We start from the raw sequence: 21,490 nt of genomic DNA, 5'->3' as shown, positions 1-21,490 counted from the left end.
TGATTTGAAGCAAGATCAAAAGATCGCAGCCTGCGGCAGCTCCTACATGGGGATATGCGTTTCCTTGTAGGAGCTGCCGCAGGCTGCGATCTTTTGCTTTTACCGACGAGCCACGGTTTCTTTGAAGCCGGTGTCGATCAGTTGGTCGATCACTTGATCGACATTCACCCCACGACGAACCAGTTCTTCGGAAACCAGAATCGGTGCGGCAGCCTTGGAGGCGATCACGTCCTTGGCGGTCAATTGCGGGCTGCTCAGGTCGGTGCGCGACAATTGCAGCTTGGCCACTTCCAGCGGTAGACCGGATTCGGTCGCGAGTAACTTCGCCAGTTCCTCGGGATTTTTTACCGCCCACTCGCGAGCTTGCTCGTAGGCATTCAGTACGGTGTCGATGGTGTGTGGGTGTTCTTTGGCATAGCTGTCGGTGACGCTGACCACCCCGTAGCTGTTGAACTGGGTGTTGCGATAGAGCAGCCGCGAACCGGCCTGAACCTGGCTCGCGGCCATGTGCGGATCGAGTCCGGCCCAGGCGTCGACGTCACCTTTTTCCAGCGCGGTGCGACCATCCGGGTGCTGCAAATGCACCAGTTCCACATCGTCTTTGCTCAGGCCTGCCTGTTGCAGGCTGCGCAGGGTAAACAGGTACGGATCGGTGCCCTTGGTGGCGGCGATTTTTTTTCCTTTCAGATCGGCCACGGTCTTGTACGGCGAATCCTTGCGCACCACCAACGCCGTCCATTCGGCGCGGCTGTAGACGTAAACCGATTTGATCGGGCTGCCATTGGCGCGGCTCAGCACGGCGGCGAGGCTGGCGGAGGAGGCGAAGTCGACGCCGCCGCTGTTGAGGTATTCCAGCGAGCGGTTGCTGCCCTGGCTCAGCACCCAGCTGACCTTGGTTTGTGGCAGGGCTTTCTCCAGAAAGCCGAAGTGTTTGAGCACCAGGCTCACCGGCGAGTAATAGGCGTAATCCAGATGCACTTCGGCCGGTGGCGCTTCAGCGGCCTGGGCAATCGGTTGCAGGCTCAGTGCAAGGGCGCAGGCGCTGAGCAGAGACCTGACGTGGGGGAAACGGAAGGTGGTTTTCATGGGACAGCTCCGGGCAAGGCGGCGAGGTTCTTATTTCCAAAAAATCATTTTTTATAAATTCTTCCTGCGTAAAAGGAATATTGCAGGCTCTGTGCCATGTTTTACGTGACGAGTGTTTTCAAGGCCTTGGCGCTGAAGCAGCGGCAGACAAATGTTCAAGGGAAAACAGTCTGTTTAGTTGCTGTTGCTGGGCAAACACTGTTCGCTGCGGGTCATGAGCTTATGCATTAATCGAATTTAATGAGCTTGTTGTAAGAGCGTTATGGTCTATCGCAATAACCCTCTAGGAGCCCCTGATGAACCTGTCCCGTTTCATGCGCAGTCTGCTGACCAGCGCACTGTTCGCCGCACCACTGGCTTACGCCGCCGAGCCCGTCGTCCTGCACGTCGGTGATCAGAACTACTACAACGTTCGGGCTTCGGTGGAGGCGTCGGGCGTACTGAAAGATGCGCCGTATACCGTCGACTGGAAGCACTTCCAGGCCGCCGCACCGCTGGCCGAAGCGCTGAATACCGGCGCGCTGGATCTGGGTTTTCTCGGCGATTCGGGTTTTCTGTTCCTCGCCGCCAAGCAGGCGCCGGTGAAACTGATCGGCGTGTCGCGGCAGAACCCCGACACCATCGCCTTGCTGGTGCCCAAGGATTCGCCGGTCAAAACCATCGCCGACCTGAAGGGTAAGAAAGTCGCTTACTGGCCCGGTGCCTGGAGCCAGCAACTGACCCTGCGCGCCCTGGAAAAAGCCGATCTGCCGGAAGACTATGTCGACTTCATCAAACTGATGCCGATCGATGCCGCCGCCGCGTTGCCTCAGGGCAGCATCGACGCGTTCCCGGTCTGGGAACCCTACATCTCCCAGCAGATTCTGTTCTCCGGCGCCCGGCCGATCCTCACCGCCAAGAACCTGATGCCCGGCCTCAGCGCCATCGCCGCGTCGACGCCTTCGATCGACAGCAAACGCGAAGCCATTGCCGACTTTCTGGTGCGCCTGAAAAAGGCCCGGGCCTGGGTCGACAACCACACCGACGAGTACGCTGATCTCTGGGCGAAGAAAGCCAACCTTGACCAGAACGTCTCGCGTCATTGGTTGCGTCAGGCCCACATGACCGTCGGCCCGGTGGATGCGCAGGCCGCCAAGGATCTGCAAAGCACGGCGGACTTCCTGTTCAAGGTAAAAGCGCTGCCGGCTGCGTTGGCGACTGCACCGATTATCGACAGCTCGTTTCAGCAGGCGTTTGCCCAGTAACCCACGATGCCGGGCAGCACTGGAACCAAACACTGTGTACCCTTATCCAACCTCGGCCTGCAGCGACCTGCGGGCCGACGAAGGATAAATGGGCAAAACATGAAACAGCTGTTCAAGGTTCTATCTGCACTCATCATCGCCACAGGGCTGGTTGGCTGCATCGCTTCTCCCATCGAAATGACGCCGCAGACCGAACAGCGTCTGAGCGCGCAACCACCGATCCGTTTTCTGCTGACCTTCGACGACGGTCCCAGCGCATCGAGTTTCTGGAATCCGACGATGACGATTCTCGACAGCCTGGCCACGAACCCGGTGCAACCGAACCTCAAAGCAGTGTTCTTCGTGCAGACCCGTGCGCCACGTGCCGGCAACAGTGAAATCGGTCGCGAGGTCATGCGCCGCGAACACGCAGATGGGCAGATTCTGGGCTTCCACACGGCGACCCACTCGCACACCAATCACCGTTCCCTGAGTCCAGAAGAACTGGAGCAGTCGCTGAGCAACGGCAGCACCGACATCGCTGCGATCACCGGTGCGCCACCGACCCTGGTGCGCCCGCCATTCTGGAACTACGACAAGCGCACTTTCGCGGCCTATCAGCAACACGGCCTGCATGTGCTGCTGACCGACCTGAGCGCCAATGACGGCAAGATTTGGGGCTTCAACGCCAGCCCCCGACGGCGGGCCCACTTCTTGCGCACAATGTCCGAAGTGCGCGAACGCATCGCCCTTGGCGAGTTACCGGTGGTAGATGGGGTGATTCCGGTGGTGGTGACCTTCCACGACCTCAATCGCTACACCGCCCGGCATATTCGCGAATACCTGCAAATCCTGCTCGACAGCGCACAGGCTACCGGTGTGAAAACCGCAGAAAAGCCGTTTTACGACGACACGGCAGCGCTGCAACGGGCCGCCATGGCGCGTACCGTCAAGGACAGTTCAGTGCCGGTCAAATTGCCGGGGATCTGGAACTGGTTCTGGGATCGGAATTCCCATTGAACGCAATGTAGGAGCTGGCGAAGCCTGCGATCTTTTGATTTTGCTTTTTAAAAACAAGATCAAAAGATCGCAGGCTTCGCCAGCTCCTACAGTTGCATTACGGCTTTAGTTCCGTGGCTGCAGTTCATCAATCATCTGCAAGCAGTGATTCAATCCCGGCGATACGTCGCCCACACGCCTGCTGAGAATGATCGGCGAGGTCGCGTTGTCTTCCAGCAGCGGCGTGAAACCGATGTCGTCGCGGTGCAGCAATTGCACCGAGGCCGGCACCAGGGTGACGCCGATTCCCGCTCCCACCAGACCGATGGCTGTTTGCAGCTCGTTGGTCCATTGCGCCACGTGGATGCTCACGCCATAGGATTCGAATAACGCGATCACATGGTCGGCGTAGCTGGGGCGTGGGTTGCCGGGGTACAGAACGAAGGGTTCTTTCGCCAGTTCGCGAAGGCTGATCGGCCCCGCCAGTAATGGATGGCCGGCGGGCAGGGCGGCGACCAGTCGGTCTTCAGTCAAAACAGTCTGGATGATCGCCGGGTCGTCGATGCGGATTCGCCCGAAACCAATGTCGATGCGCCCGGCCTTGAGCGCCTGCACTTGCTGCAGCGTGGTCATTTCCGAAAGCCCCAGTTCAAGCTCCAGGGGCTCGCCGCTGCGCAAACGGCGAATCAGTTCCGGCAGCACGCCATAGAGCGTCGACGGTGCGAAACCGATGCCCAGCCATGTCTTTTCGCCCAGACCGATCCGTCGCGTGTTGTCGCACACCTTGCCCAGTTGCTCGAGCAGGGCGGTGGAGTGCTCATGGAAAAACCGCCCTGCATCGGTCAGCTTTAGCGGCCGTCCGCGTTTCAGTAACAACACCCCGAGCTCGTCCTCCAGTTGCTGCATCTGCCGGCTCAGCGGTGGTTGGGCGATGTGCAAAAGCTCGGCAGCACGGGTGAAATTGAGGGTTTGAGCCAACACCTGAAAATACCGCAGGTGACGCAGTTCCATGGGGCCTCCAGTCGCAAGTCGGTTGCATACCTTAAAGGTATCAAGTTAGACCAATTCTATATTGGCTTCCCGAAAAAAGCCGTACCAGAATCGGTTCCAGAACTTTAAGAACCTGATGGGTATCGACATGCTTGCAACTGCCATTGAATCGATCGAGACGATCATCGTCGATCTGCCGACCATCCGCCCGCACAAGCTGGCGATGCACACCATGCAGAACCAGACCCTGGTGATCATTCGCGTGCGCTGCGCCGACGGCATCGAAGGCATTGGCGAGTCGACCACCATCGGTGGCCTGGCCTATGGCAACGAAAGCCCTGACAGCATCAAGACCAACATCGACCGACACTTCGCGCCGCTGTTGCTGGGCCAGGACAGCGCCAACGTGAATGCCGCGATGTTGCGCCTGGAGCGCAGCATCCGTGGCAACACCTTCGCTAAATCAGGTATCGAAACCGCCTTGCTCGACGTTCAGGGCAAACGCCTTGGGCTGCCGGTCAGCGAGTTGCTGGGCGGCCGCGTTCGCGATGCACTGCCAGTGGCGTGGACCCTGGCCAGTGGTGACACCGACAAGGACATCGCCGAAGCGGAAAAAATGCTCGACCTGCGCCGCCACCGGATTTTCAAACTGAAAATCGGTGCCGGTGAGGTCAATCGCGACCTGGCCCACGTTATTGCAATCAAGAAAGCCCTGGGCGACCGCGCCAGCGTGCGGGTCGATGTCAATCAGGCCTGGGATGAAGCGGTCGCGTTGCGCGCTTGCCGCATCCTCGGGACCAACGGTATCGACCTGATCGAACAGCCGATCTCACGCAACAACCGCGCCGGCATGGCGCGCCTGAATGCCATGAGCCCGGCGCCGATCATGGCCGATGAATCCATCGAATGCGTGGAAGATGCGTTCAATCTGGCCCGAGAAGGCGCGGCGTCAGTGTTTGCCTTGAAGATCGCCAAGAACGGCGGCCCGCGCGCCGTGCTGCGAACCGCGGCCATCGCCGAAGCCGCCGGTATCGGCCTGTATGGCGGCACCATGCTCGAAGGTGGCATCGGCACACTGGCCTCGGCCCATGCCTTTGTCACGCTGAACAAGCTGGCGTGGGATACCGAGCTGTTCGGCCCGCTGCTGCTGACTGAAGACATTCTCAGCGAGCCGCTGGTCTATCGCGATTTTGAGCTGCACGTGCCGAAAACACCGGGGCTGGGCCTGAGCCTCGATGAAGAACGTCTGGCGTTCTTCCGTCGTGACAAAACGTCGACTGCCATTCATCAAGCCTGAGGAGAGCACTATGCTGTTCCACGTAAAAATGACCGTGAATCTACCGGTCGACATGAATCCGGAAACGGCCAACAAGTTAAAGACCGACGAGAAAGCCCTGGCCCAGCGCCTGCAAGAGCAAGGCAAGTGGCGTCACTTGTGGCGCATCGCCGGGCACTATGCCAATTACAGCGTTTTCGACGTCGACAGCGTTCAGGAACTGCACGACCTGCTCATGCAATTGCCGCTGTTTCCGTACATGGCGATCGAGGTCGACGCGATGTGCCGGCATCCTTCTTCCATCCGCGAGGATGACCGCTGAACCCAGCCTGTTCAGTTCGCTACGCTAATAATTACAAGATGAGGAACCCACCAAAATGAACGTCAAGATTTCCCACACTGCCAGTGTCCAGAAGTTTCTCGAAGAGGCCAGCGGTCTGCTCAATGACGCCGGCGACCCGCGGGTCAAGGCCCTGGTCTACCGCATCCTGCGTGATTCGGTGAACATCATCGAAGACCTGGCCGTGACGCCGGAAGAGTTCTGGAAAGCCGTCAACTACCTCAACGTGCTGGGTGCGCGTCAAGAGGCCGGGTTGGTGGTGGCCGGGCTCGGTCTCGAACATTATCTCGACCTGCTGATGGACGCTGAAGACGAGCAGGCCGGCAAGGCCGGCGGCACACCGCGGACCATCGAAGGCCCGCTGTACGTGGCGGGTGCGCCGCTGTCGGAAGGCGAAGCGCGACTGGATGACGGCGTCGATCCGGGTGTGGTGCTGTTCATGCAGGGCCAGGTCAAGAACACCGTCGGCGAACCGTTGGCCGGTGCGGTGGTGGATGTCTGGCACGCCAACACCGGCGGCACTTACTCCTACTTCGATACCACTCAATCGGAGTTCAACCTGCGTCGTCGTATCGTCACCGATGCCGAAGGTCGTTATCGCTTCCGCAGCATCGTGCCGTCGGGCTATGGCTGCCCGCCGGACGGTCCGACCCAGCAACTGCTCGATCAACTGGGCCGTCATGGTCAACGGCCGGCACACATTCACTTCTTCATCTCCGCGCCGGATCATCGTCACCTGACCACCCAGATCAACCTCGATGGCGATCAATACCTGCACGACGATTTCGCCTATGCCACCCGTGACGAGCTGATTGCCAAAATCACCTTCAGTGACGATCAACAGCGTGCGGCGGCCCATGGTGTGGGCGGTCGCTTTGCCGAAATCGACTTCGATTTCACCTTGCAGACCTCCGCGCAACCCGACGAGCAGCAACGCCACGAGCGGGTCCGCGCACTCGAGGACTGACAGCGCGATGTGATCGAACCCGACCTTGTGGGAGCGGGCTTGCTCGCGAAGGGGTCATCAGCTTCAGCATCAACACTGACTGACACACCGCCGTCGCGAGCAAGCCCGCTCCCACACGGGTTTCGGTTAACCGACTGGCAGCACGTCGGCCTACTGACACACCGTTGCGCGCACTGTTCTAGAATGCCCCGACGCAACCTATAACAACAATGAGAGTGACCCGATGATGCAAGCGCAACTGTTGAGTCAGCGCAGCACTGTATTCGACCACGCCGACCCTTACGCGGTGTCGGGGTACGTCAATCAGCATGTCGGTAATCATTGCATTCTGATGCCCCGGGCCGGGCGACCGCTGGCCAGCCTCAATCATCGCAAGTTTGCCAGCCTCGACCTGTGCCGCATCAGCTATGGCGGCAGCGTACGGGTCACCTCCGGCGCGCTGGAAAGCATCTATCACCTGCAAGTGCTGCTGCGTGGCAACTGCCTGTGGCGCGGCCACGGCCAGGAACACTACTTCGCACCCGGCGAGTTGCTGCTGATCAATCCCGATGATCCGGTGGACCTGACGTATTCCGACGATTGCGAAAAATTCATCCTCAAAGTCCCCACCACGTTGCTGGAGTCCGTGTGCGATGAGCAGCGCTGGCGGTATCCGGGGCAGGGCGTGCGGTTTCTGGAGAACCGTTATCAGCTCGATGAACTGGAAGGCTTTGTCGGTTTGTTGGCGATGATTTGCCAGGAAGCCGAGGCCACCGAGCAGATTCCCAAGGTGCAGGAGCACTACGCACAGATCATCGTCAGCAAGATGCTCAGCCTGATGAAGACCAACGTCAGCCGGATCAGTCTCGGCTCACAGACGGCCACGTTCGAGGTGATTGCCGACTACATCGCAGGCCACCTCAAACAGGACATCGACAGTGAAGAACTGGCGCGCCAGGCGCGGATGAGTCTGCGCTCGTTGTACGGATTGTTTGAACGCAATGCCGGCACCACGCCGAAAAACTACATCCGGCAAAAACGCCTTGAGCGCATCAACGCCTGCCTGAGCGACCCGACCTGCAACGTGCGCAACGTCACGGAAGTGGCGATGGATTACGGCTTCCTGCACCTGGGACGATTCTCCGACAGCTACCGCAAACAGTTCGGCGAATTACCGTCGGACACCCTCAAACGCCGCCACTGAAACACCGCAAAGCACCTGTAGCAGCTGCCGAGCCCACGAGGCTGTGGCGAGGGGATTTATCCCCGTTGGGCTGCGAAGCGGCCCCTGTTTTTCCAGCCACACCGCGTCCAATGGATTACGACGGCTTCGCCGCCGAACGGGGATAAATCCCCTCGCCACAGCCTCGCGGGCTCGGCAGCTGCTACAGGTAGTGGGCCGTTTGCAGTAAACGGATACAGGTCTGCACCCAGCGGATAGTCCGCCACTTCCCCCTGTCCTAGCATGGCCCTGCCTGAATAAAAACAATGGAGGCGGCGGCCATGTCCCTGCGACCCGAATACCTTCACTCCCTGCTCGAAGATGACAAAGAACAGGGCATCTATCGCTGCAAGCGCGAGATGTTCACTGACCCGCGGCTGTTCGATCTCGAGATGCAGCACATCTTCGAAGGCAACTGGCTGTACCTGGCCCACGAAAGCCAGATCCCCAACAAAAACGATTTCTACACCACCACCATGGGGCGCCAGTCGATCTTCATCGCGCGCAACAAGGACGGTGAGCTCAATGCGTTCCTCAACGCCTGCAGCCATCGTGGCGCGACGCTGTGCCGGCACAAGTCCGGCAACAAGAGTTCGTACACCTGCCCATTCCACGGCTGGACCTTCAACAACTCCGGCAAGCTGCTCAAGGTCAAGGATCCGGCCGAAGCGGGCTACCCGGCGAGTTTCAACTGCGAAGGCTCCCACGACCTGACCAAAGTCGCGCGTTTCGAGTCTTATCGCGGCTTCCTGTTTGGCAGCCTCAAGGCCGATGTCGTGCCATTGGTTGAACACCTGGGCGAGTCGGCAAAGATCATCGACATGATCGTCGACCAGTCCGCCGATGGCCTGGAAGTGCTGCGCGGTTCCTCCAGCTACATCTACGAAGGCAACTGGAAACTCACCGCCGAAAACGGCGCTGACGGCTATCACGTCAGCTCCGTGCACTGGAACTACGCGGCCACCCAGAACCAGCGCAAGCAGCGCGAGGCCGGCGATTGCAATCCAACCATGAGTGCCGGCAGTTGGGCCAAGCAGGGCGGCGGTTTCTATTCCTTCGACAAGGGCCACATGTTGCTCTGGACCCGTTGGTCCAACCCAGAAGATCGTCCGCTGTACGAGCGTCGCGATGAACTGGCTCAAGATTTCGGCAAGGGCCGCGCCGACTGGATGATCGAGAACTCGCGCAACCTGTGCCTGTACCCGAACGTGTACCTGATGGACCAGTTCAGTTCGCAGATCCGCATCGCCCGGCCGATCTCGGTCAACCGCACGGAAATCACCATTTACTGCATCGCCCCCAAAGGCGAAAGCGACCACGCCCGTTCGAGCCGGATTCGCCAGTACGAAGACTTCTTCAACGTCAGCGGCATGGCCACCCCGGACGACCTGGAAGAGTTCCGTTCCTGTCAGACCAGTTATCAGGGCAGCGTGACCGCCTGGAACGACATGTCCCGTGGCGCCGAACACTGGATCGAAGGCGCTGATGACGCGGCCAAGGAAATCGACCTGCATCCGCTGCTCAGCGGTGTGCGCACCGAAGACGAAGGCCTGTTCGTGCTGCAACACAAGTATTGGCAGCAGACCATGCTCAAGGCCTTGGCCGCCGAGCAGTCCGAACTGATTCCTGTGGAGGCCGTGCAATGACCATCACCTATGACGCCGTGCGTGATTTTCTCTACCGCGAAGCACGCTACCTCGACGACCGGCAGTGGGACGAATGGCTGGAGTTATACGCCCCGGACGCGACGTTCTGGATGCCGTCCTGGGACGACAACGACGAGTTGACCGAAGACCCTCAGCGGGAAATCTCGCTGATCTGGTACGGCAACCGCACCGGTCTGGAAGACCGCGTCTTCCGCATCAAGACCGAGCGCTCCAGCGCGAGCATTCCGGACACCCGCACCTCGCACAACATCAGCAATATCGAGTTGCTCGAACAAGCCGACGGGCTGTGCAAAGTGCGCTTCAACTGGCACACCCTGAGCTTTCGCTACAAGACCGTCGACAGCTATTTCGGCAGCAGTTTCTACACCCTCGATGTGCGCGGTGAAAACCCGCTGATCAAGGCCAAGAAAGTGATCCTGAAGAACGACTACGTTCGCCAGGTCATCGATGTCTACCACCTGTGAGGCAGCGGTCATGACTCATTCCATCGCATTCAATTTTGAAGACGGCGTCACTCGATTCATCGACGCCAATGTCGGCGAAACCGTGGCCGATGCTGCGTATCGCCAGGGCATCAATATTCCGCTGGATTGCCGCGACGGCGCCTGCGGCACTTGCAAGTGTTTCGCCGAGGCCGGCCGTTATGATTTGGGCGAGGAGTACATCGAAGACGCCCTCAGCGCGGAAGAAGCCGAGCAAGGTTTCGTCCTGACCTGCCAGATGCGCGCCCAGAGCGATTGCGTGGTGCGCGTGCCGACCTCATCCGAGGTGTGCCGCACCCGTCAGGCCAGCTATGACGCGACCATCAGCGCCGTGCGCCAGTTGTCCGACAGCACCATCGCGCTGTCGATCAAGGGCGAAGCCCTGAGCAAACTGGCGTTCCTGCCGGGGCAATACGTGAACCTCGGGATTCCCGGCAGCGAGCAGACCCGCGCCTATTCGTTCAGCTCGTTGCAGCGCGACGGCGAGGTCAGTTTCCTGATCCGCAACGTGCCCGGCGGCTTGATGAGCAGCTTCCTCACCGGTATGGCCAAGGCCGGCGACAGCATGAGCCTGGCCGGGCCGTTGGGCAGTTTCTACCTGCGCGACATTCGCCGTCCGTTGTTGCTGCTGGCCGGCGGTACGGGGCTGGCACCGTTCACGGCGATGCTGGAAAAAATCGCCGAACAGGGCAGTGAGCATCCGCTGCATTTGATCTACGGCGTGACCAACGATTTCGATCTGGTGGAACTCGATCGACTCGAAGCCTTTGCCACACGAATCCCGAACTTCAGCTTCAGTGCCTGCGTCGCCAACCCGGACAGTCAGCACCCCCTCAAGGGCTACGTGACCCAGCACATCGAGCCGCAGCATTTGAACGAAGGCGACGTCGATGTCTACCTGTGCGGCCCGCCGCCGATGGTCGAGGCCGTCAGCCAGTTCATCCGTGAAAAAGGCATCGCGCCGACAAACTTTTACTACGAGAAATTTGCCGCCAGCGCGGCGTAAGTATTCTCTGCGGCATTGTCCCTGTAGGAGCTGTCGAGTGAAACGAGGCTGCGATCTTTACAAGGGCGACATCAAAAGATTGCAGCCTCGTTTCACTCGACAGCTCCTACGGAGGGGGTGGCGCAAACACGAGGTGGGTATGAACAGATTTCACGAAAAAGTCGCGCTGATCACCGGCGCTGCCCAAGGCATCGGTCGGCGCGTTGCCGAGCGCATGGCGGCGGAAGGTGCGCGGTTGATTCTGGTCGATCGCTCCGAGCTGGTGTTCGAGGTTCAGCAGCAATTGGGGCAGGGCAGCCAGGTGCTGGCGCTGACCGCCGATCTTGAGCAATACAGCGAATGCAGCCGCGTCATGCAAACCGCCGTCGAGCGTTTCGGGCGTCTGGATGTGCTGGTCAATAATGTGGGCGGGACGATCTGGACCAAGCCTTTTGAGCATTACGAAGCGTCGCAGATCGAGGCTGAAGTGCGCCGTTCGCTGTTCCCGACGCTGTGGTGCTGTCATGCCGCGTTGCCGTTCATGCTTGAACAGGCGAGTGGTGCCATCGTCAACGTTTCGTCCATCGCCACACGCAGTGTCAATCGCGTGCCGTACGGTGCGGCGAAGGGTGGGGTCAACGCGCTGACCGCTTGCCTGGCCTTCGAAACCGCCGGTCGCGGGATTCGGGTCAATGCCACCGCGCCCGGTGGCACCGAAGCGCCGCCGCGGGTCATTCCGCGCAACAGCGCCGATCAGAGCGAGCAAGAGAAGGTCTGGTATCAGCAGATTGTCGACCAGACGCTCGACAGCAGTTTGATGAAGCGCTATGGCACGCTGGATGAACAGGCAAGCGCTATTCTGTTTCTGGCCAGCGACGAAGCGTCCTATATCACCGGCATGATCATGCCGGTCGGTGGCGGCGACCAGGGCTGAGCAACTTACAAGCGACGCTGAAACGCTTTGATGATTCTGAGCGTGGCGTCGCTGGTGTTCAGGTTGTGTACTGCGTCCAGCGGATACCAGATGCAATCGTAAATTTCGTTTTGCGGGCGGGCCTCATCCGCGTTCGCCACTGAGGCCTCGTACACATGGTGTCGGGTGCTGCCCGTTTGCAACTCCATCAGATACAGCAACCCGTCGACCCCAAGCCCTGTCTCTTCCTGAAGCTCTCGCGTGGCGGCGTCGGCAATGGCTTCACCACGCTCAACCTTTCCGCCGGGCAGCATCCAGCGACTCCTTGGCTTGCGCACCAGGAGAATGTGCCGGTCCTGCTCGCAAATGACAGTCGCGCGTACTTTCATGTGTTACCTGATTGCCGTTTGTCATAAATCAGTCATAAAAATGCAATATTCGAGCCGAGGCGTCTGTCTCAATGGTTGGAGTGATGGACGAGGTTGAAAGTGCAGCCAGACGCCGAAATCCTGGCGCGACGTCTGGTTGGCACTTCATGGAAGGTCGGGTGTAAGGTATTCAAGTGAATCCAGGATCATCACTGCCGAAATGGAGGTGACTATGAGCGTTCCGATGCTGACCAAAATGCACATGAACGGTTATGACGTACTCAGCGTGAACAACGGCCCATGGCGGGTGTGCACCAAAGGTGACCGGCTTGGAGCCTTTGGCAGTAGAGAGGAAGCATTGGCCTATGCGGCCGCTCTTCCCGGCTACAAGGCCAGGGCAAGTCGGCCTGCACGCAGCCAGAAATCAGATAAATAGTGTGCTTGCAGCCCCGGTTCGCCGGGGCTTTTCTTTGCTGGGCGCTGAGGTCCTGGGCTAATAACCGCCGCCACCGGTGCTGCGGGAGGGCTCTCGGGCTTTTTGCTGCGCGTGACTCCATTCCGCGCAGGTCATGAAACTTTTATGGTCGACCTTGCCCCTGCCATCGAAACTGACGTTGTACGTTTGCTGATGGCCGGCCTGCGTCAGCTTGTAGTCAAAGCAAGTGCCAGGCTCAACGGTGCGATCCGTTATGGATAAAGGCTGGCCGCCAATCTGCTGGACTTGATCCTTGCTCATGCCGGTCTCGACCTTTGCGACCAGCGGTTGATCACGATAGACACGCGATTCGGTGCTGCAGCCACCCGTCGCGGCCAATACAACGACCAGCGCGCATAGAGGCTTGTGCATGGCAGTGCTCCAGCTATTGAGCTTTCGTTCGAGTGATGATCTTGGCTTTCACTTCCTCGGCATAACCCTTCAGTCGTTCTTCATCTCCCTGAAACAACTCGCACAGCTTCAGGGTTGCTTGCGCATCCACATCATTGCCGGCCAGGCGCAGCTGCTCTGCGATGCGCAAAAGCTCTACCGCTGACCATCTCAAATCCGACGCAACACCTTGCAGGTCACGCCGAAGTTCGTTTTCAGATTCGTTAAGCCACATGATGACCTCCTGCCAATCTCCGCTACGAAATTTTAGTCCCATTTCCCGGGTCAGGACGTTTTGTTCGTCTGGACCGTTGGTGCAGCCTTTTGTCGGGAAAATGAGCGCGAATCCGCAGATCTGATGTCGTAGTGAGGTAGTGAATTTTTGCTAGGGCGAGGCAACTTCAAATGACGGCGACTGATGACTTTAGATTTCATGCCCATGAGCTGATGGTTGATCTGGACGCGGCCACCACGGAAATGATGAAACTGATTTCTGCACATCAGTTGAGCGGCCCGGAATGGGAGCGGGTCACTCAATGGCAGCATGAAGCGTATGAAAGATGGATGACTTATCTGAACGAGCGGTCGTATCCGGATCCCGGTGATCACAACGCCCCTTGCTGAGTTCAGTACAACGGATGGATGTCTGGACAGCGGCACGCTACATTCCCTTTTTTCGGGTTAAGGAAGCGTCATGCGCAAATTGATTGGGGGAGTAGGGTTGGCGTTGCTGGCGGGCTGTTCGTTGCCCGCGTCCCTGGTGCCAGGTGAGCCCAATGTCAGCAAGTACAGCGACAAGGCGCCAAAAGACTATGCCGCGTGCGTTCTGCCGGCGTGGCAGAAGGAGATACCCAACACGACCCAATCGGCGATTTCCAATGGCTACAGAGTCACCGCGCCGAGCATCATCACGGCCGACGAGATCGTGGATATCGTGAAATCGAAGGATGGCAGTCACGTATCGCTTTATCAGGGGCCGCCTTGGGCGAAATCAGGGGCGTTGCGTCAGGCAGTGCGTGATTGTCTCTAAGGTTTAGTCGGTGATATCGGTCACCTGGATGATCGGGTCGTCGCTTGCCTGAGTACTCACACTGATTTTCTTTTCCCGACGATCGTTCATCCAGTTTTCCACCTGAGCATTGAATTGCGCCGGCGCTTTTCGTCCGACTTTTCTGGCGAGATCAAGAATGGTCTGCTGGGCGAGGGCGTCTTCCATGCGTTTCTGCGCGGTCATCATGGCGGCATGCACCGAGCACTGACCCGCCAGCGCCCACGCCGGCGCGGAACCTTCGAACAAGGCGCAACGCCCCCGAATCTCCCGGCAATCGAAGATGAGCTTCTGGCCGTCGATGGCATTGACGATATCCAGAATGCTGATTTCGTCAGAAGGCCGGGCCAGCTTGAACCCGCCGCGCACGCCTTCAGTGGCGACCACCAGTTTTGCCTTGGCCAGTTTGGTGAAAATTTTTGCCAGATAGTCCTGAGGTACGCCTTGCAGCTCGGCAAGGTCACGCACGCTCGCCTCGCGGGTGTCGCCGCAATTGCCCACCAAAAAAATCAGGCAATGAATGCCGTACTCAACGCCTGCGCTGTAAAGAGACATATCAATCTCCGACTGAAGTAGTCGTAAATGTTAACAGCGGCAAGCTAGCAAGGCAACGCATCCAATCCCGTATTCATTGTCTGTTTTCTATCGATGAGCAGCATATTTGGTGGTTGTTGGTCCTTTTCTGGACAAATCAAACTTTTCGATACTAACCATCAGTAATTTCGTTTTGTGCCTAGTAACTAGGATCAATATAGTCGCCGTTGTAAGGTCAGCAGTGTACGCAGTCGCTACCGAAGAGCGTGACCTTTAACGAATTCATCACTGGGTCTTCTCCCCCGGAGTTAAAAATGAAACAGCACATCTTGGTTATCGGCGCAGGTTTCGGTGGCATGTGGACGGCTTTGAGCGCCACGCGTCTGTTCGACATTCATGGTCACAACGACGTTGAAGTGACCGTTCTGGCCCCTCAGGCCGAGCTGCGAGTCCGTCCGCGCTTCTACGAGCCAAATGCTCACCAACTGGCCGCACCGATCGGCGAACTGTTCGATGCGGTCGGCGTCCATTTCATCAAGGGCTCTGCCGAAACCATCGACGTTGAGCAAAAGTGTGTCGGCTACCTTGATGCGTCCGGCAACCAGCAAGTGTGCAGCTACGACAAACTCGTTCTGGCGACCGGCAGCCGTCTGGCACTGCCGAACACGCCTGGCGTGGCGGAACACGCCTTCGACGTCGACCAGATCGAACAGGCCGTACGCCTGGAAAATCACCTCAAGTCCCTGGTCAACCTGTCAGAAAGCAAAGCTCGCAACACCGTAGTGGTGGCCGGCGGTGGCTTTACCGGGATTGAAACCGCGACTGAAATGCCTGCGCGTCTGCGTGCCATCCTGGGTGACCGTGCCGACATCGAAGTGATCATCGTTGATCGTGGCGAGAAAGTTGGCGGGTCCATGGGCGCCGAGATCGCCGTGTCGATCGCTGAAGCCAGTATTGAAACGGGCGTGAAATGGCGCTTGAAATCGTCGGTGGTCGCCGTCGATGAAAACGGCGTGACCTTGGCCGATGGTCAGCGCATCGATGCCAAAACCGTCGTCTGGACCACCGGTGTGCGCGCCAGTTCGTTGACCGAGCAGATTCCGGCCGAACGCGATCACTTGGGCCGTCTGCACGTCGACGCTCACTTGAAAGTCATTGGCCAGGAAGACATCTTCGCCACCGGCGACGTGGCCTACGCTGCCAGCGATGACATCGGCAACTTCGCATTGATGACCTGTCAGCACGCCATCTCGCTGGGTCGTCATGCCGGTAACAACGTGGCCGCGCAGATCCTGGGCGTGGACCCGACCCCGTACAGCCAGCCTAAATACGTGACCTGTCTGGATCTGGGCGCCTGGGGCGCGGTCTACACCGAGGGTTGGGACCGCCAGGTGAAGTTGATCAAGGAGGAAGCCAAGGCGCTGAAGACCCAGATCAACACGATGTGGATCTACCCGCCCGCGGCTGATCGCGTCACTGCGCTGGCTTCAGCGGATCCGATGATTCCTGTCGCCTGAAACGTCGGCAGCGTTGCTTCGAAAACGCTGCCTGCTTAGAAAAAGTCCCGCCCGGGTTCTCTTGGGCGGGATTTTTTTGCGCCTTGAACGGTTGCGGTCGTGAAATTTAGCGTGTACTTTTTCATGAAAATATAAGTATAAAAATTCACGAGGCCTGCATGTTTCAGCAATCTACCCAGCACGTCGCCAGCTATTACGCCCACACCTGCGCCGATCGTCTGTTCGATCGAGCCGCGTTGGAGGGCGAGCAGGACACCGAAGTGTTGATCATCGGGGCCGGCTTCAGTGGATTGCATACGGCGTTGCGTCTGGCCCTGGCCGGCAAGCGCGTGACGTTGCTGGAAGCCAGTCGGGTGGCCTGGGCCGCGTCGGGGCGCAATGGTGGTCAGGCCATTCTTGGTTGGTCGTGTGACATGCCGCCGCTGGAGGCGGCGCTGGGTTATGAGCGCGCGCGCCGGTTATGGGACAGCATGCGCTGGGCTGCACGGGAGTTGCGAGATTTGCCCGCGCGCCATGGTTTTGATTGTGACTATCGGCCCGGCCACCTCTGGACGTCGGTGATGCCGCGTCGGGTGAGTCTGCTGACAGAATGGCAACACGAGGCCAGCCACAAGTGGGGCCACGATGGTTTGCAGTTCATTGCGCGCGAAGCGTTACCTGATTGGGTCGCCAGTGAGCGTTACCAGGCAGGCCTGTTTGATCCTGAAGGCGGGCATTTGAATCCGCTGAAACTGGCGCTCGGCCTGGCCGCTGCGATTGAACAGGCCGGTGGACACATTCATGAACAGAGCAAGGCGCTGAGTTATCGCGAAGAGGGCGGTCAGTACGTAGTCACCACTGAGCGCGGTCGCATTCGCGCCGACGTGCTGGTGCTGGCGTGCAACGCCTACCTTGATCGGCTTGATCCGAAGCTGTCGAGTTGCGTGTTACCGGTTGGCACTTACCAGGTGGCCACCGCGCCACTTTCAGAGCAGCAGGCGACCGCGTTGCTACCCGGCAATGTGTGCGTCACCGACAACCAGTTTGTCCTCGATTATTTCCGTCGTACGCCGGACAACCGCCTGCTGTTCGGTGGTGGTTGCACCTATTTGGGCGGCATGCCGAAGGACATCGCCGCTGCGACACGGCCCTATCTGGAGCGCGTGTTTCCCCAGCTCAAGGGCGTCGAACTGGACTTTGCCTGGGGAGGACACATTGATCTGACCCTCAAGCGCACGCCTGACATCGGTGGACGTGGCGATCTCTACTGGCTACAGGGTTACTCAGGACATGGCGTGCTGCCGACTTTGGCCGGGGCGCGTGCCGTGTCCGACGCGATACTTGGCCAGCCGGATGAGCTGGCGTTGTATCAGGGTTTGATCAACGGCAGTTTTCCCGGTGGACAGTATTTGGCAGCACCGCTGGAAGCCATCGGCAAGGCCTGGTATCGGCTGCGCGACAGTATTTGAAGCATCAATTTCTGGAAGCCTTTAGATGGACATGCAAGAAGAAATCTCGGCGCTCGCGATCCTGATCCAGGACCTGCGCAAACACAAAAAATGCACGCTGAAAGACCTGGCGGACAAAATCGGTCGTTCGGTCGGGTTTCTCTCGCAAGTCGAGCGGGGGTTGTCACGTCCCACGGTGGCGGACTTGACCGCCATCAGCGAAACACTCGGCGTGCCGACCACCTATTTCTACAGCTTGCCCAAGCCCATGGCATTGCCTTGGGTGACCCGCCCGGATGAGCGACGCACGCTGTATTACGCCGACGGGATTACCGACATCCTCGTCTCTCCGAAGATGAGGGCGTCCTTTTCAATGCTTGAAAGCCAACTGGAGCCCGGCGCCAGCAGTGGTGATCGGCACATGAACGACAGCTCGGAGCAGGGTGGCTATGTCCTCGAGGGGGAACTGACGCTGTGGCTGGATGACGATAAGCCGGTGATATTGCGCACCGGCGACAGTTTTCAGCTGGCCAGTCACACACATTGTCGCTACGGCAACCTCTCGGATCAGCTCGCCCGGGTGCTTTGGGTTTACACCTGATAAAAACAACAAGGAACACTAACGATGGATGCTGTCTGCTCTGATCTGGTTGCTGAGGTTCGCGCGTTTCGCCAGCGCTTCCCGCAGGTGCGTTACGTTGACCTGATTTCCCTGGATATCCCCGGGCATTTTTACGGTAAACGCTACCCGATAGAAATGCTTGAGAAGGTCGCCGCCGGCAGCGCGCTCAAGCTGCCGCAAAACTGTGTGTTGCTGGGCACGCAGGGTGGTCTGTTCAAAATCGGCGACTACTGTTTCAACGACGGCGACCCGGATGCTCCCCGCCGCCTGGTGCCCGGTACGCTCAAGCCAGTGAGCTGGGAAAAACAACTGTTGGGGCAGATGCTGATTACCTCAAGCGGTACTGAAAAGCCTATCGTTTTCGAGCCGCGTGAAGTGTTGGCGCAGGTGCTCGAGCGTCTTGGCCGAAAAGGGATATTTCCTGTCGTCGCGTTCGAACTGGAGTTCTATCTGTTCGATCGCCAGCTTCGTGACGGCTTGCCACAGTTCCCTCGCGATCAGCTGACCGACGATGCCGATGATCAGCCAAATATGCACATCGAACGGCTGTCGAGATTTTCACCGGTACTCGATGACATGGTCGAGACGGCGCGGGCGCAAGGCATCGATGCCACGGTGATCACTGCGGAGTTGGGCCCGGGCCAGTTCGAGATCAATTTCGGTCACCTTGACGACGGCCTGCGTGCGGCCGACTGGGCGGCCCTGTTCTGCCGCAGCACACGGGGAGTGGCCCTCAAGCACAACCACCGCGCCAGCTTCATGGCAAAACCCTACTTGCAGCACCCCGGAAGCGGCATGCATGTGCATGTGAGCCTTTACGACGAGGCGGGAACCAACCTGTTGGCGGCTAACGATCAGCAGGCGCTGCGCCATGCGGTGGCCGGTTGCCTTGAATTGCTGCCGCATTGCATGCCGATCTTTGCACCGAATCACAACGCAATGCGTCGCTTGAGCGGCACGGTGAATGTCGCGACGCGCGCCAGTTGGGGCTTTGAAGATCGTGACGCCTGCCTGCGGGTGCCTGAGTCGGACGCTAAGAACCTGCGCATCGAACATCGCCTGGCGGGCGCGGATGCCAATCCTTATCTCGTGTTGGCGGCGATTCTGGTCGGGCTGGAGCAAGGGCTGGAAGTGGGTCGTGAACCGATTGCATCCCTCAACGAAGATCGTGGCAGCGGAATCGACTTCCCTCTAGAGATGCTGGAGGCCGTGCGTTCGATGCAAAACAACGTGCAGCTGCGCGAGGGTTTGGGGGCTGAGTTTGTAGATGTCTACTGCGAAAACAAGCGCCAGGACCATTTGGCATTCCTGCAGGACATCAGTGCGCGGGAGTATCGCTGGTACCTCTAGATCAGTCCTTGTCGTCGCTCGTCCATAAAAAATGTGTGGATATTTAATGGGTTAGAAGTTTTAGTAACTGGATAGTGAATCAAAATATCTTGTTACAGGCAGAAATATTAAGTAATATTCGCCCCGCGTTCACCACCACGGTTTATGCATTTTGAGTCCCAGGCGTCCATCAGCTGCCTGGGATTTTTTTTGCCTGAAATTCGGCTTTGTTGATTCGAGCAACACAACGCCGACCGTGACCGGCGTTGTGCTTCTCAGCGATTTACCGCAACGCTTGACCCACCAGCGGAGCACGCTTGGCGAGCTTCATCAGCCAGTAGTAGCTCAGGGCGGGCACCAGCAACCCGACGACCCAGGCCAGGTCTACGCCATCCAGGGCGTTGGCCGCCGGGCCGACATACAACGTGGTGTTCATGAAGGGGATTTCCAGGGCGATCGCCAGCACGAAACTGCCGCAGGCGATCCAGTTGATGCGCCCGTAGATCCCGTCCCTGTCGAAGATGTCATCGATCCGGTACTGGCCTTTGCGCAGGCAGTAGTAGTCCACCAGATTGATCGCCGTCCATGGGATCAGGAAGTAGCTCATGAAGAAAATGAAGTTGAGGAAGAAGTTGATGAAGTCGTCCTGACTGATGGTGCACAAGGCCGTGGCCACCAGGCTGATCACCAGCATGAACAGGCCGCGTACCCGAGGCGTCACCTTAAGCCGGGCAAAAGGTTCGATCACGGTAATGGTCGACATGAAGGCGCCGTACAGGTTGAACACATTGATCGACACCTGGCCATAGACGATGAAGGCGAACAGCAGCAGCGCGCCGCTCCCAAACAGCCCGGCGACATGGCTGCCGACGTTGCTGGAAAAGTCGGTGATGCCGACGCTGAGGATCGCCCCGAGAATCATCATCCAGGCACCGCCGCTGACCGTGCCGGCGTAGCTGTACCAGAACACCTTTGCGGTTGGCGTGCTGCTCGGCAGGTAACGCGAGTAGTCGGCCACATACGGCGCATAGGACAGTTGCCAGGTCACGGCAATGCTCACCGCCACCAGAAACTTCGACGGTGAGAAGCCCGTCGGCAACCATTGCTCTGCCGGAATCGGCAGTTGGAGCGCCAACACGGTTGCGCCGATAAACACCAGCAGCGAAAGGATCGACAGCAGTTTCTGCAAGCGATGGATCAGGCGATAACCATAGAGCGCGACGACAAAGCACAGCGCCCCGATCAGGTAGATATTACCGGTGGCCGGCAACGGGCTGACGGACTCCAATGCCTGGGCGGCGAGCAAGGTGTTGCTGACGAAAAATCCCAGGTAGATCAGCATCACGAACAGCAGCGGCAACACCGCCCCCAGCACGCCGAATTGCGCCCGGCTCTGGATCATTTGCGGGATGCCGAGTTTCGGCCCCTGCGCAGAATGGGAGGCCATGAAAATCGCCCCCAGCAGCGAGCCGATGATGATCGCCAGTGCGCTCCAGAACAGATTGAGCCCCATCACCACCGGCAACACACCGGACGCAATGGTCGTGATGTTCATGTTGGCGCCGAACCAGATGAAAAACAGCGAGCCCGGTTGGCCATGGCGTTCGGTTTCAGGGATGAAATCGATGCTTCTTTTTTCCACTTGCATGGC

The 21,490-nt window shown here is 58.8% G+C and carries 25 protein-coding genes; 17 read left to right on the top strand and 8 right to left on the bottom strand.

All coding sequences use genetic code 11. The features are described from left to right. Nucleotides 1-99: 99 nt before the first annotated feature. Nucleotides 100-1,086: an aliphatic sulfonate ABC transporter substrate-binding protein gene (locus tag ACA059_RS19405; protein WP_497630594.1), complete on the bottom strand. Its 987-nt coding sequence runs from the start codon at nt 1,084-1,086 to the stop codon at nt 100-102. A 296-nt stretch (nt 1,087-1,382) separates the two neighbouring features. On the opposite strand from ACA059_RS19405, the gene ACA059_RS19400 reads away from it, so the two are divergent. Together ACA059_RS19400 and ACA059_RS19395 are read left to right on the top strand one after the other, a co-directional pair. After that, nucleotides 1,383-2,330, top strand: coding sequence for an ABC transporter substrate-binding protein (locus ACA059_RS19400; protein WP_497630593.1), 948 nt, complete (start codon nt 1,383-1,385; stop codon nt 2,328-2,330). A 99-nt stretch (nt 2,331-2,429) separates the two neighbouring features. Then, the gene (locus ACA059_RS19395; protein ID WP_497630592.1) at nt 2,430-3,329 is read left to right on the top strand and encodes a polysaccharide deacetylase family protein; all 900 of its coding nucleotides are present in this window, start codon (nt 2,430-2,432) and stop codon (nt 3,327-3,329) included. A gap of 105 nt (nt 3,330-3,434) precedes the next feature. On the opposite strand, the gene ACA059_RS19390 is transcribed toward ACA059_RS19395, so the two are convergent. Then, nucleotides 3,435-4,319, bottom strand: coding sequence for a LysR family transcriptional regulator (locus ACA059_RS19390; RefSeq protein ID WP_497630591.1), 885 nt, complete (start codon nt 4,317-4,319; stop codon nt 3,435-3,437). A gap of 127 nt (nt 4,320-4,446) precedes the next feature. Between ACA059_RS19390 and ACA059_RS19385 the strand changes: the two genes are divergently transcribed. From ACA059_RS19385 to ACA059_RS19350, 8 genes are all read left to right on the top strand, one after another. Next, on the top strand, nt 4,447-5,595 hold the full coding sequence (locus ACA059_RS19385) for a muconate cycloisomerase family protein (RefSeq protein ID WP_497630590.1): 1,149 nt from the start codon (nt 4,447-4,449) through the stop codon (nt 5,593-5,595). Nucleotides 5,596-5,605: 10 nt separating this feature from the next. After that, a complete protein-coding gene (catC, locus tag ACA059_RS19380) occupies nt 5,606-5,896 on the top strand; it encodes a muconolactone Delta-isomerase (RefSeq protein ID WP_497630589.1) in 291 nt (96 codons plus the stop codon). A gap of 55 nt (nt 5,897-5,951) precedes the next feature. Beyond that, nucleotides 5,952-6,881, top strand: a complete 930-nt coding sequence (gene catA / locus ACA059_RS19375) for a catechol 1,2-dioxygenase (protein ID WP_497630588.1) — start codon at nt 5,952-5,954, stop codon at nt 6,879-6,881. Nucleotides 6,882-7,104: 223 nt separating this feature from the next. Next, complete coding sequence (locus tag ACA059_RS19370; protein ID WP_415769638.1) at nt 7,105-8,064, top strand: AraC family transcriptional regulator; 960 nt, start codon at nt 7,105-7,107, stop codon at nt 8,062-8,064. A 299-nt stretch (nt 8,065-8,363) separates the two neighbouring features. Then, nucleotides 8,364-9,728 (top strand): benzoate 1,2-dioxygenase large subunit, encoded by a 1,365-nt coding sequence (gene benA, locus ACA059_RS19365; RefSeq protein WP_497630586.1) that lies wholly within the window; start codon nt 8,364-8,366, stop codon nt 9,726-9,728. Beyond that, nucleotides 9,725-10,213, top strand: coding sequence for a benzoate 1,2-dioxygenase small subunit (gene benB, locus ACA059_RS19360; protein ID WP_497266193.1), 489 nt, complete (start codon nt 9,725-9,727; stop codon nt 10,211-10,213). Before benA ends, benB begins: the two co-directional genes overlap by 4 nt. 10 nt (nt 10,214-10,223) lie before the next feature. Then, on the top strand, nt 10,224-11,237 hold the full coding sequence (benC, locus tag ACA059_RS19355) for a benzoate 1,2-dioxygenase electron transfer component BenC (protein WP_497630585.1): 1,014 nt from the start codon (nt 10,224-10,226) through the stop codon (nt 11,235-11,237). Nucleotides 11,238-11,376: 139 nt separating this feature from the next. Next, nucleotides 11,377-12,150 (top strand): 1,6-dihydroxycyclohexa-2,4-diene-1-carboxylate dehydrogenase, encoded by a 774-nt coding sequence (locus tag ACA059_RS19350; RefSeq protein WP_497630584.1) that lies wholly within the window; start codon nt 11,377-11,379, stop codon nt 12,148-12,150. Between the two features lie 5 nt (nt 12,151-12,155). Here ACA059_RS19350 and ACA059_RS19345 read toward each other — a convergent pair whose 3' ends face one another. Further along, nucleotides 12,156-12,518, bottom strand: a complete 363-nt coding sequence (locus tag ACA059_RS19345) for an NUDIX hydrolase (RefSeq protein ID WP_497630583.1) — start codon at nt 12,516-12,518, stop codon at nt 12,156-12,158. A gap of 211 nt (nt 12,519-12,729) precedes the next feature. On the opposite strand from ACA059_RS19345, the gene ACA059_RS19340 reads away from it, so the two are divergent. Beyond that, nucleotides 12,730-12,933 (top strand): DUF2188 domain-containing protein, encoded by a 204-nt coding sequence (locus ACA059_RS19340; RefSeq protein WP_497630582.1) that lies wholly within the window; start codon nt 12,730-12,732, stop codon nt 12,931-12,933. 57 nt (nt 12,934-12,990) lie between these two features. Here ACA059_RS19340 and osmE read toward each other — a convergent pair whose 3' ends face one another. Further along, nucleotides 12,991-13,344 carry an osmotically-inducible lipoprotein OsmE gene (gene osmE / locus ACA059_RS19335; RefSeq protein WP_497630581.1) on the bottom strand — a complete coding sequence of 118 codons (354 nt, stop codon included), beginning with the start codon at nt 13,342-13,344 and terminating at the stop codon, nt 12,991-12,993. A 13-nt stretch (nt 13,345-13,357) separates the two neighbouring features. Beyond that, nucleotides 13,358-13,597 (bottom strand): hypothetical protein, encoded by a 240-nt coding sequence (locus tag ACA059_RS19330; protein WP_095129729.1) that lies wholly within the window; start codon nt 13,595-13,597, stop codon nt 13,358-13,360. Nucleotides 13,598-13,767: 170 nt separating this feature from the next. Here ACA059_RS19330 and ACA059_RS19325 point away from each other — a divergent pair, with 170 nt between their 5' ends. Both ACA059_RS19325 and ACA059_RS19320 read left to right on the top strand, forming a co-directional pair. Continuing rightward, nucleotides 13,768-13,986: a hypothetical protein gene (locus ACA059_RS19325; protein WP_129443501.1), complete on the top strand. Its 219-nt coding sequence runs from the start codon at nt 13,768-13,770 to the stop codon at nt 13,984-13,986. Between the two features lie 70 nt (nt 13,987-14,056). Then, nucleotides 14,057-14,392: a hypothetical protein gene (locus ACA059_RS19320; protein WP_497630580.1), complete on the top strand. Its 336-nt coding sequence runs from the start codon at nt 14,057-14,059 to the stop codon at nt 14,390-14,392. A 3-nt stretch (nt 14,393-14,395) separates the two neighbouring features. On the opposite strand, the gene ACA059_RS19315 is transcribed toward ACA059_RS19320, so the two are convergent. Next, nucleotides 14,396-14,965 carry an RrF2 family transcriptional regulator gene (locus ACA059_RS19315; RefSeq protein ID WP_497630579.1) on the bottom strand — a complete coding sequence of 190 codons (570 nt, stop codon included), beginning with the start codon at nt 14,963-14,965 and terminating at the stop codon, nt 14,396-14,398. A gap of 293 nt (nt 14,966-15,258) precedes the next feature. Here ACA059_RS19315 and ACA059_RS19310 point away from each other — a divergent pair, with 293 nt between their 5' ends. Continuing rightward, nucleotides 15,259-16,461, top strand: coding sequence for an NAD(P)/FAD-dependent oxidoreductase (locus tag ACA059_RS19310; RefSeq protein ID WP_497630578.1), 1,203 nt, complete (start codon nt 15,259-15,261; stop codon nt 16,459-16,461). A 35-nt stretch (nt 16,462-16,496) separates the two neighbouring features. On the opposite strand, the gene ACA059_RS19305 is transcribed toward ACA059_RS19310, so the two are convergent. Beyond that, nucleotides 16,497-16,610, bottom strand: a complete 114-nt coding sequence (locus ACA059_RS19305; protein ID WP_497630577.1) for a hypothetical protein — start codon at nt 16,608-16,610, stop codon at nt 16,497-16,499. 9 nt (nt 16,611-16,619) lie between these two features. On the opposite strand from ACA059_RS19305, the gene ACA059_RS19300 reads away from it, so the two are divergent. The 3 genes from ACA059_RS19300 to ACA059_RS19290 are packed head-to-tail and all read left to right on the top strand — an operon-like array spanning nt 16,620 to nt 19,860. Further along, nucleotides 16,620-17,909 (top strand): NAD(P)/FAD-dependent oxidoreductase, encoded by a 1,290-nt coding sequence (locus tag ACA059_RS19300; protein ID WP_497630576.1) that lies wholly within the window; start codon nt 16,620-16,622, stop codon nt 17,907-17,909. A gap of 25 nt (nt 17,910-17,934) precedes the next feature. After that, nucleotides 17,935-18,489, top strand: a complete 555-nt coding sequence (locus ACA059_RS19295) for a helix-turn-helix domain-containing protein (RefSeq protein WP_497630575.1) — start codon at nt 17,935-17,937, stop codon at nt 18,487-18,489. 24 nt (nt 18,490-18,513) lie between these two features. Then, complete coding sequence (locus tag ACA059_RS19290) at nt 18,514-19,860, top strand: glutamine synthetase family protein (protein ID WP_140894581.1); 1,347 nt, start codon at nt 18,514-18,516, stop codon at nt 19,858-19,860. A 262-nt stretch (nt 19,861-20,122) separates the two neighbouring features. Here ACA059_RS19290 and ACA059_RS19285 read toward each other — a convergent pair whose 3' ends face one another. After that, nucleotides 20,123-21,487, bottom strand: a complete 1,365-nt coding sequence (locus ACA059_RS19285) for a purine-cytosine permease family protein (RefSeq protein WP_497630574.1) — start codon at nt 21,485-21,487, stop codon at nt 20,123-20,125. Nucleotides 21,488-21,490 lie beyond the last annotated feature (3 nt).

The organism is Pseudomonas sp. LBUM1647 (genome assembly GCF_059716175.1).
This window is presented reverse-complemented; position numbering and strand designations above follow the sequence as displayed.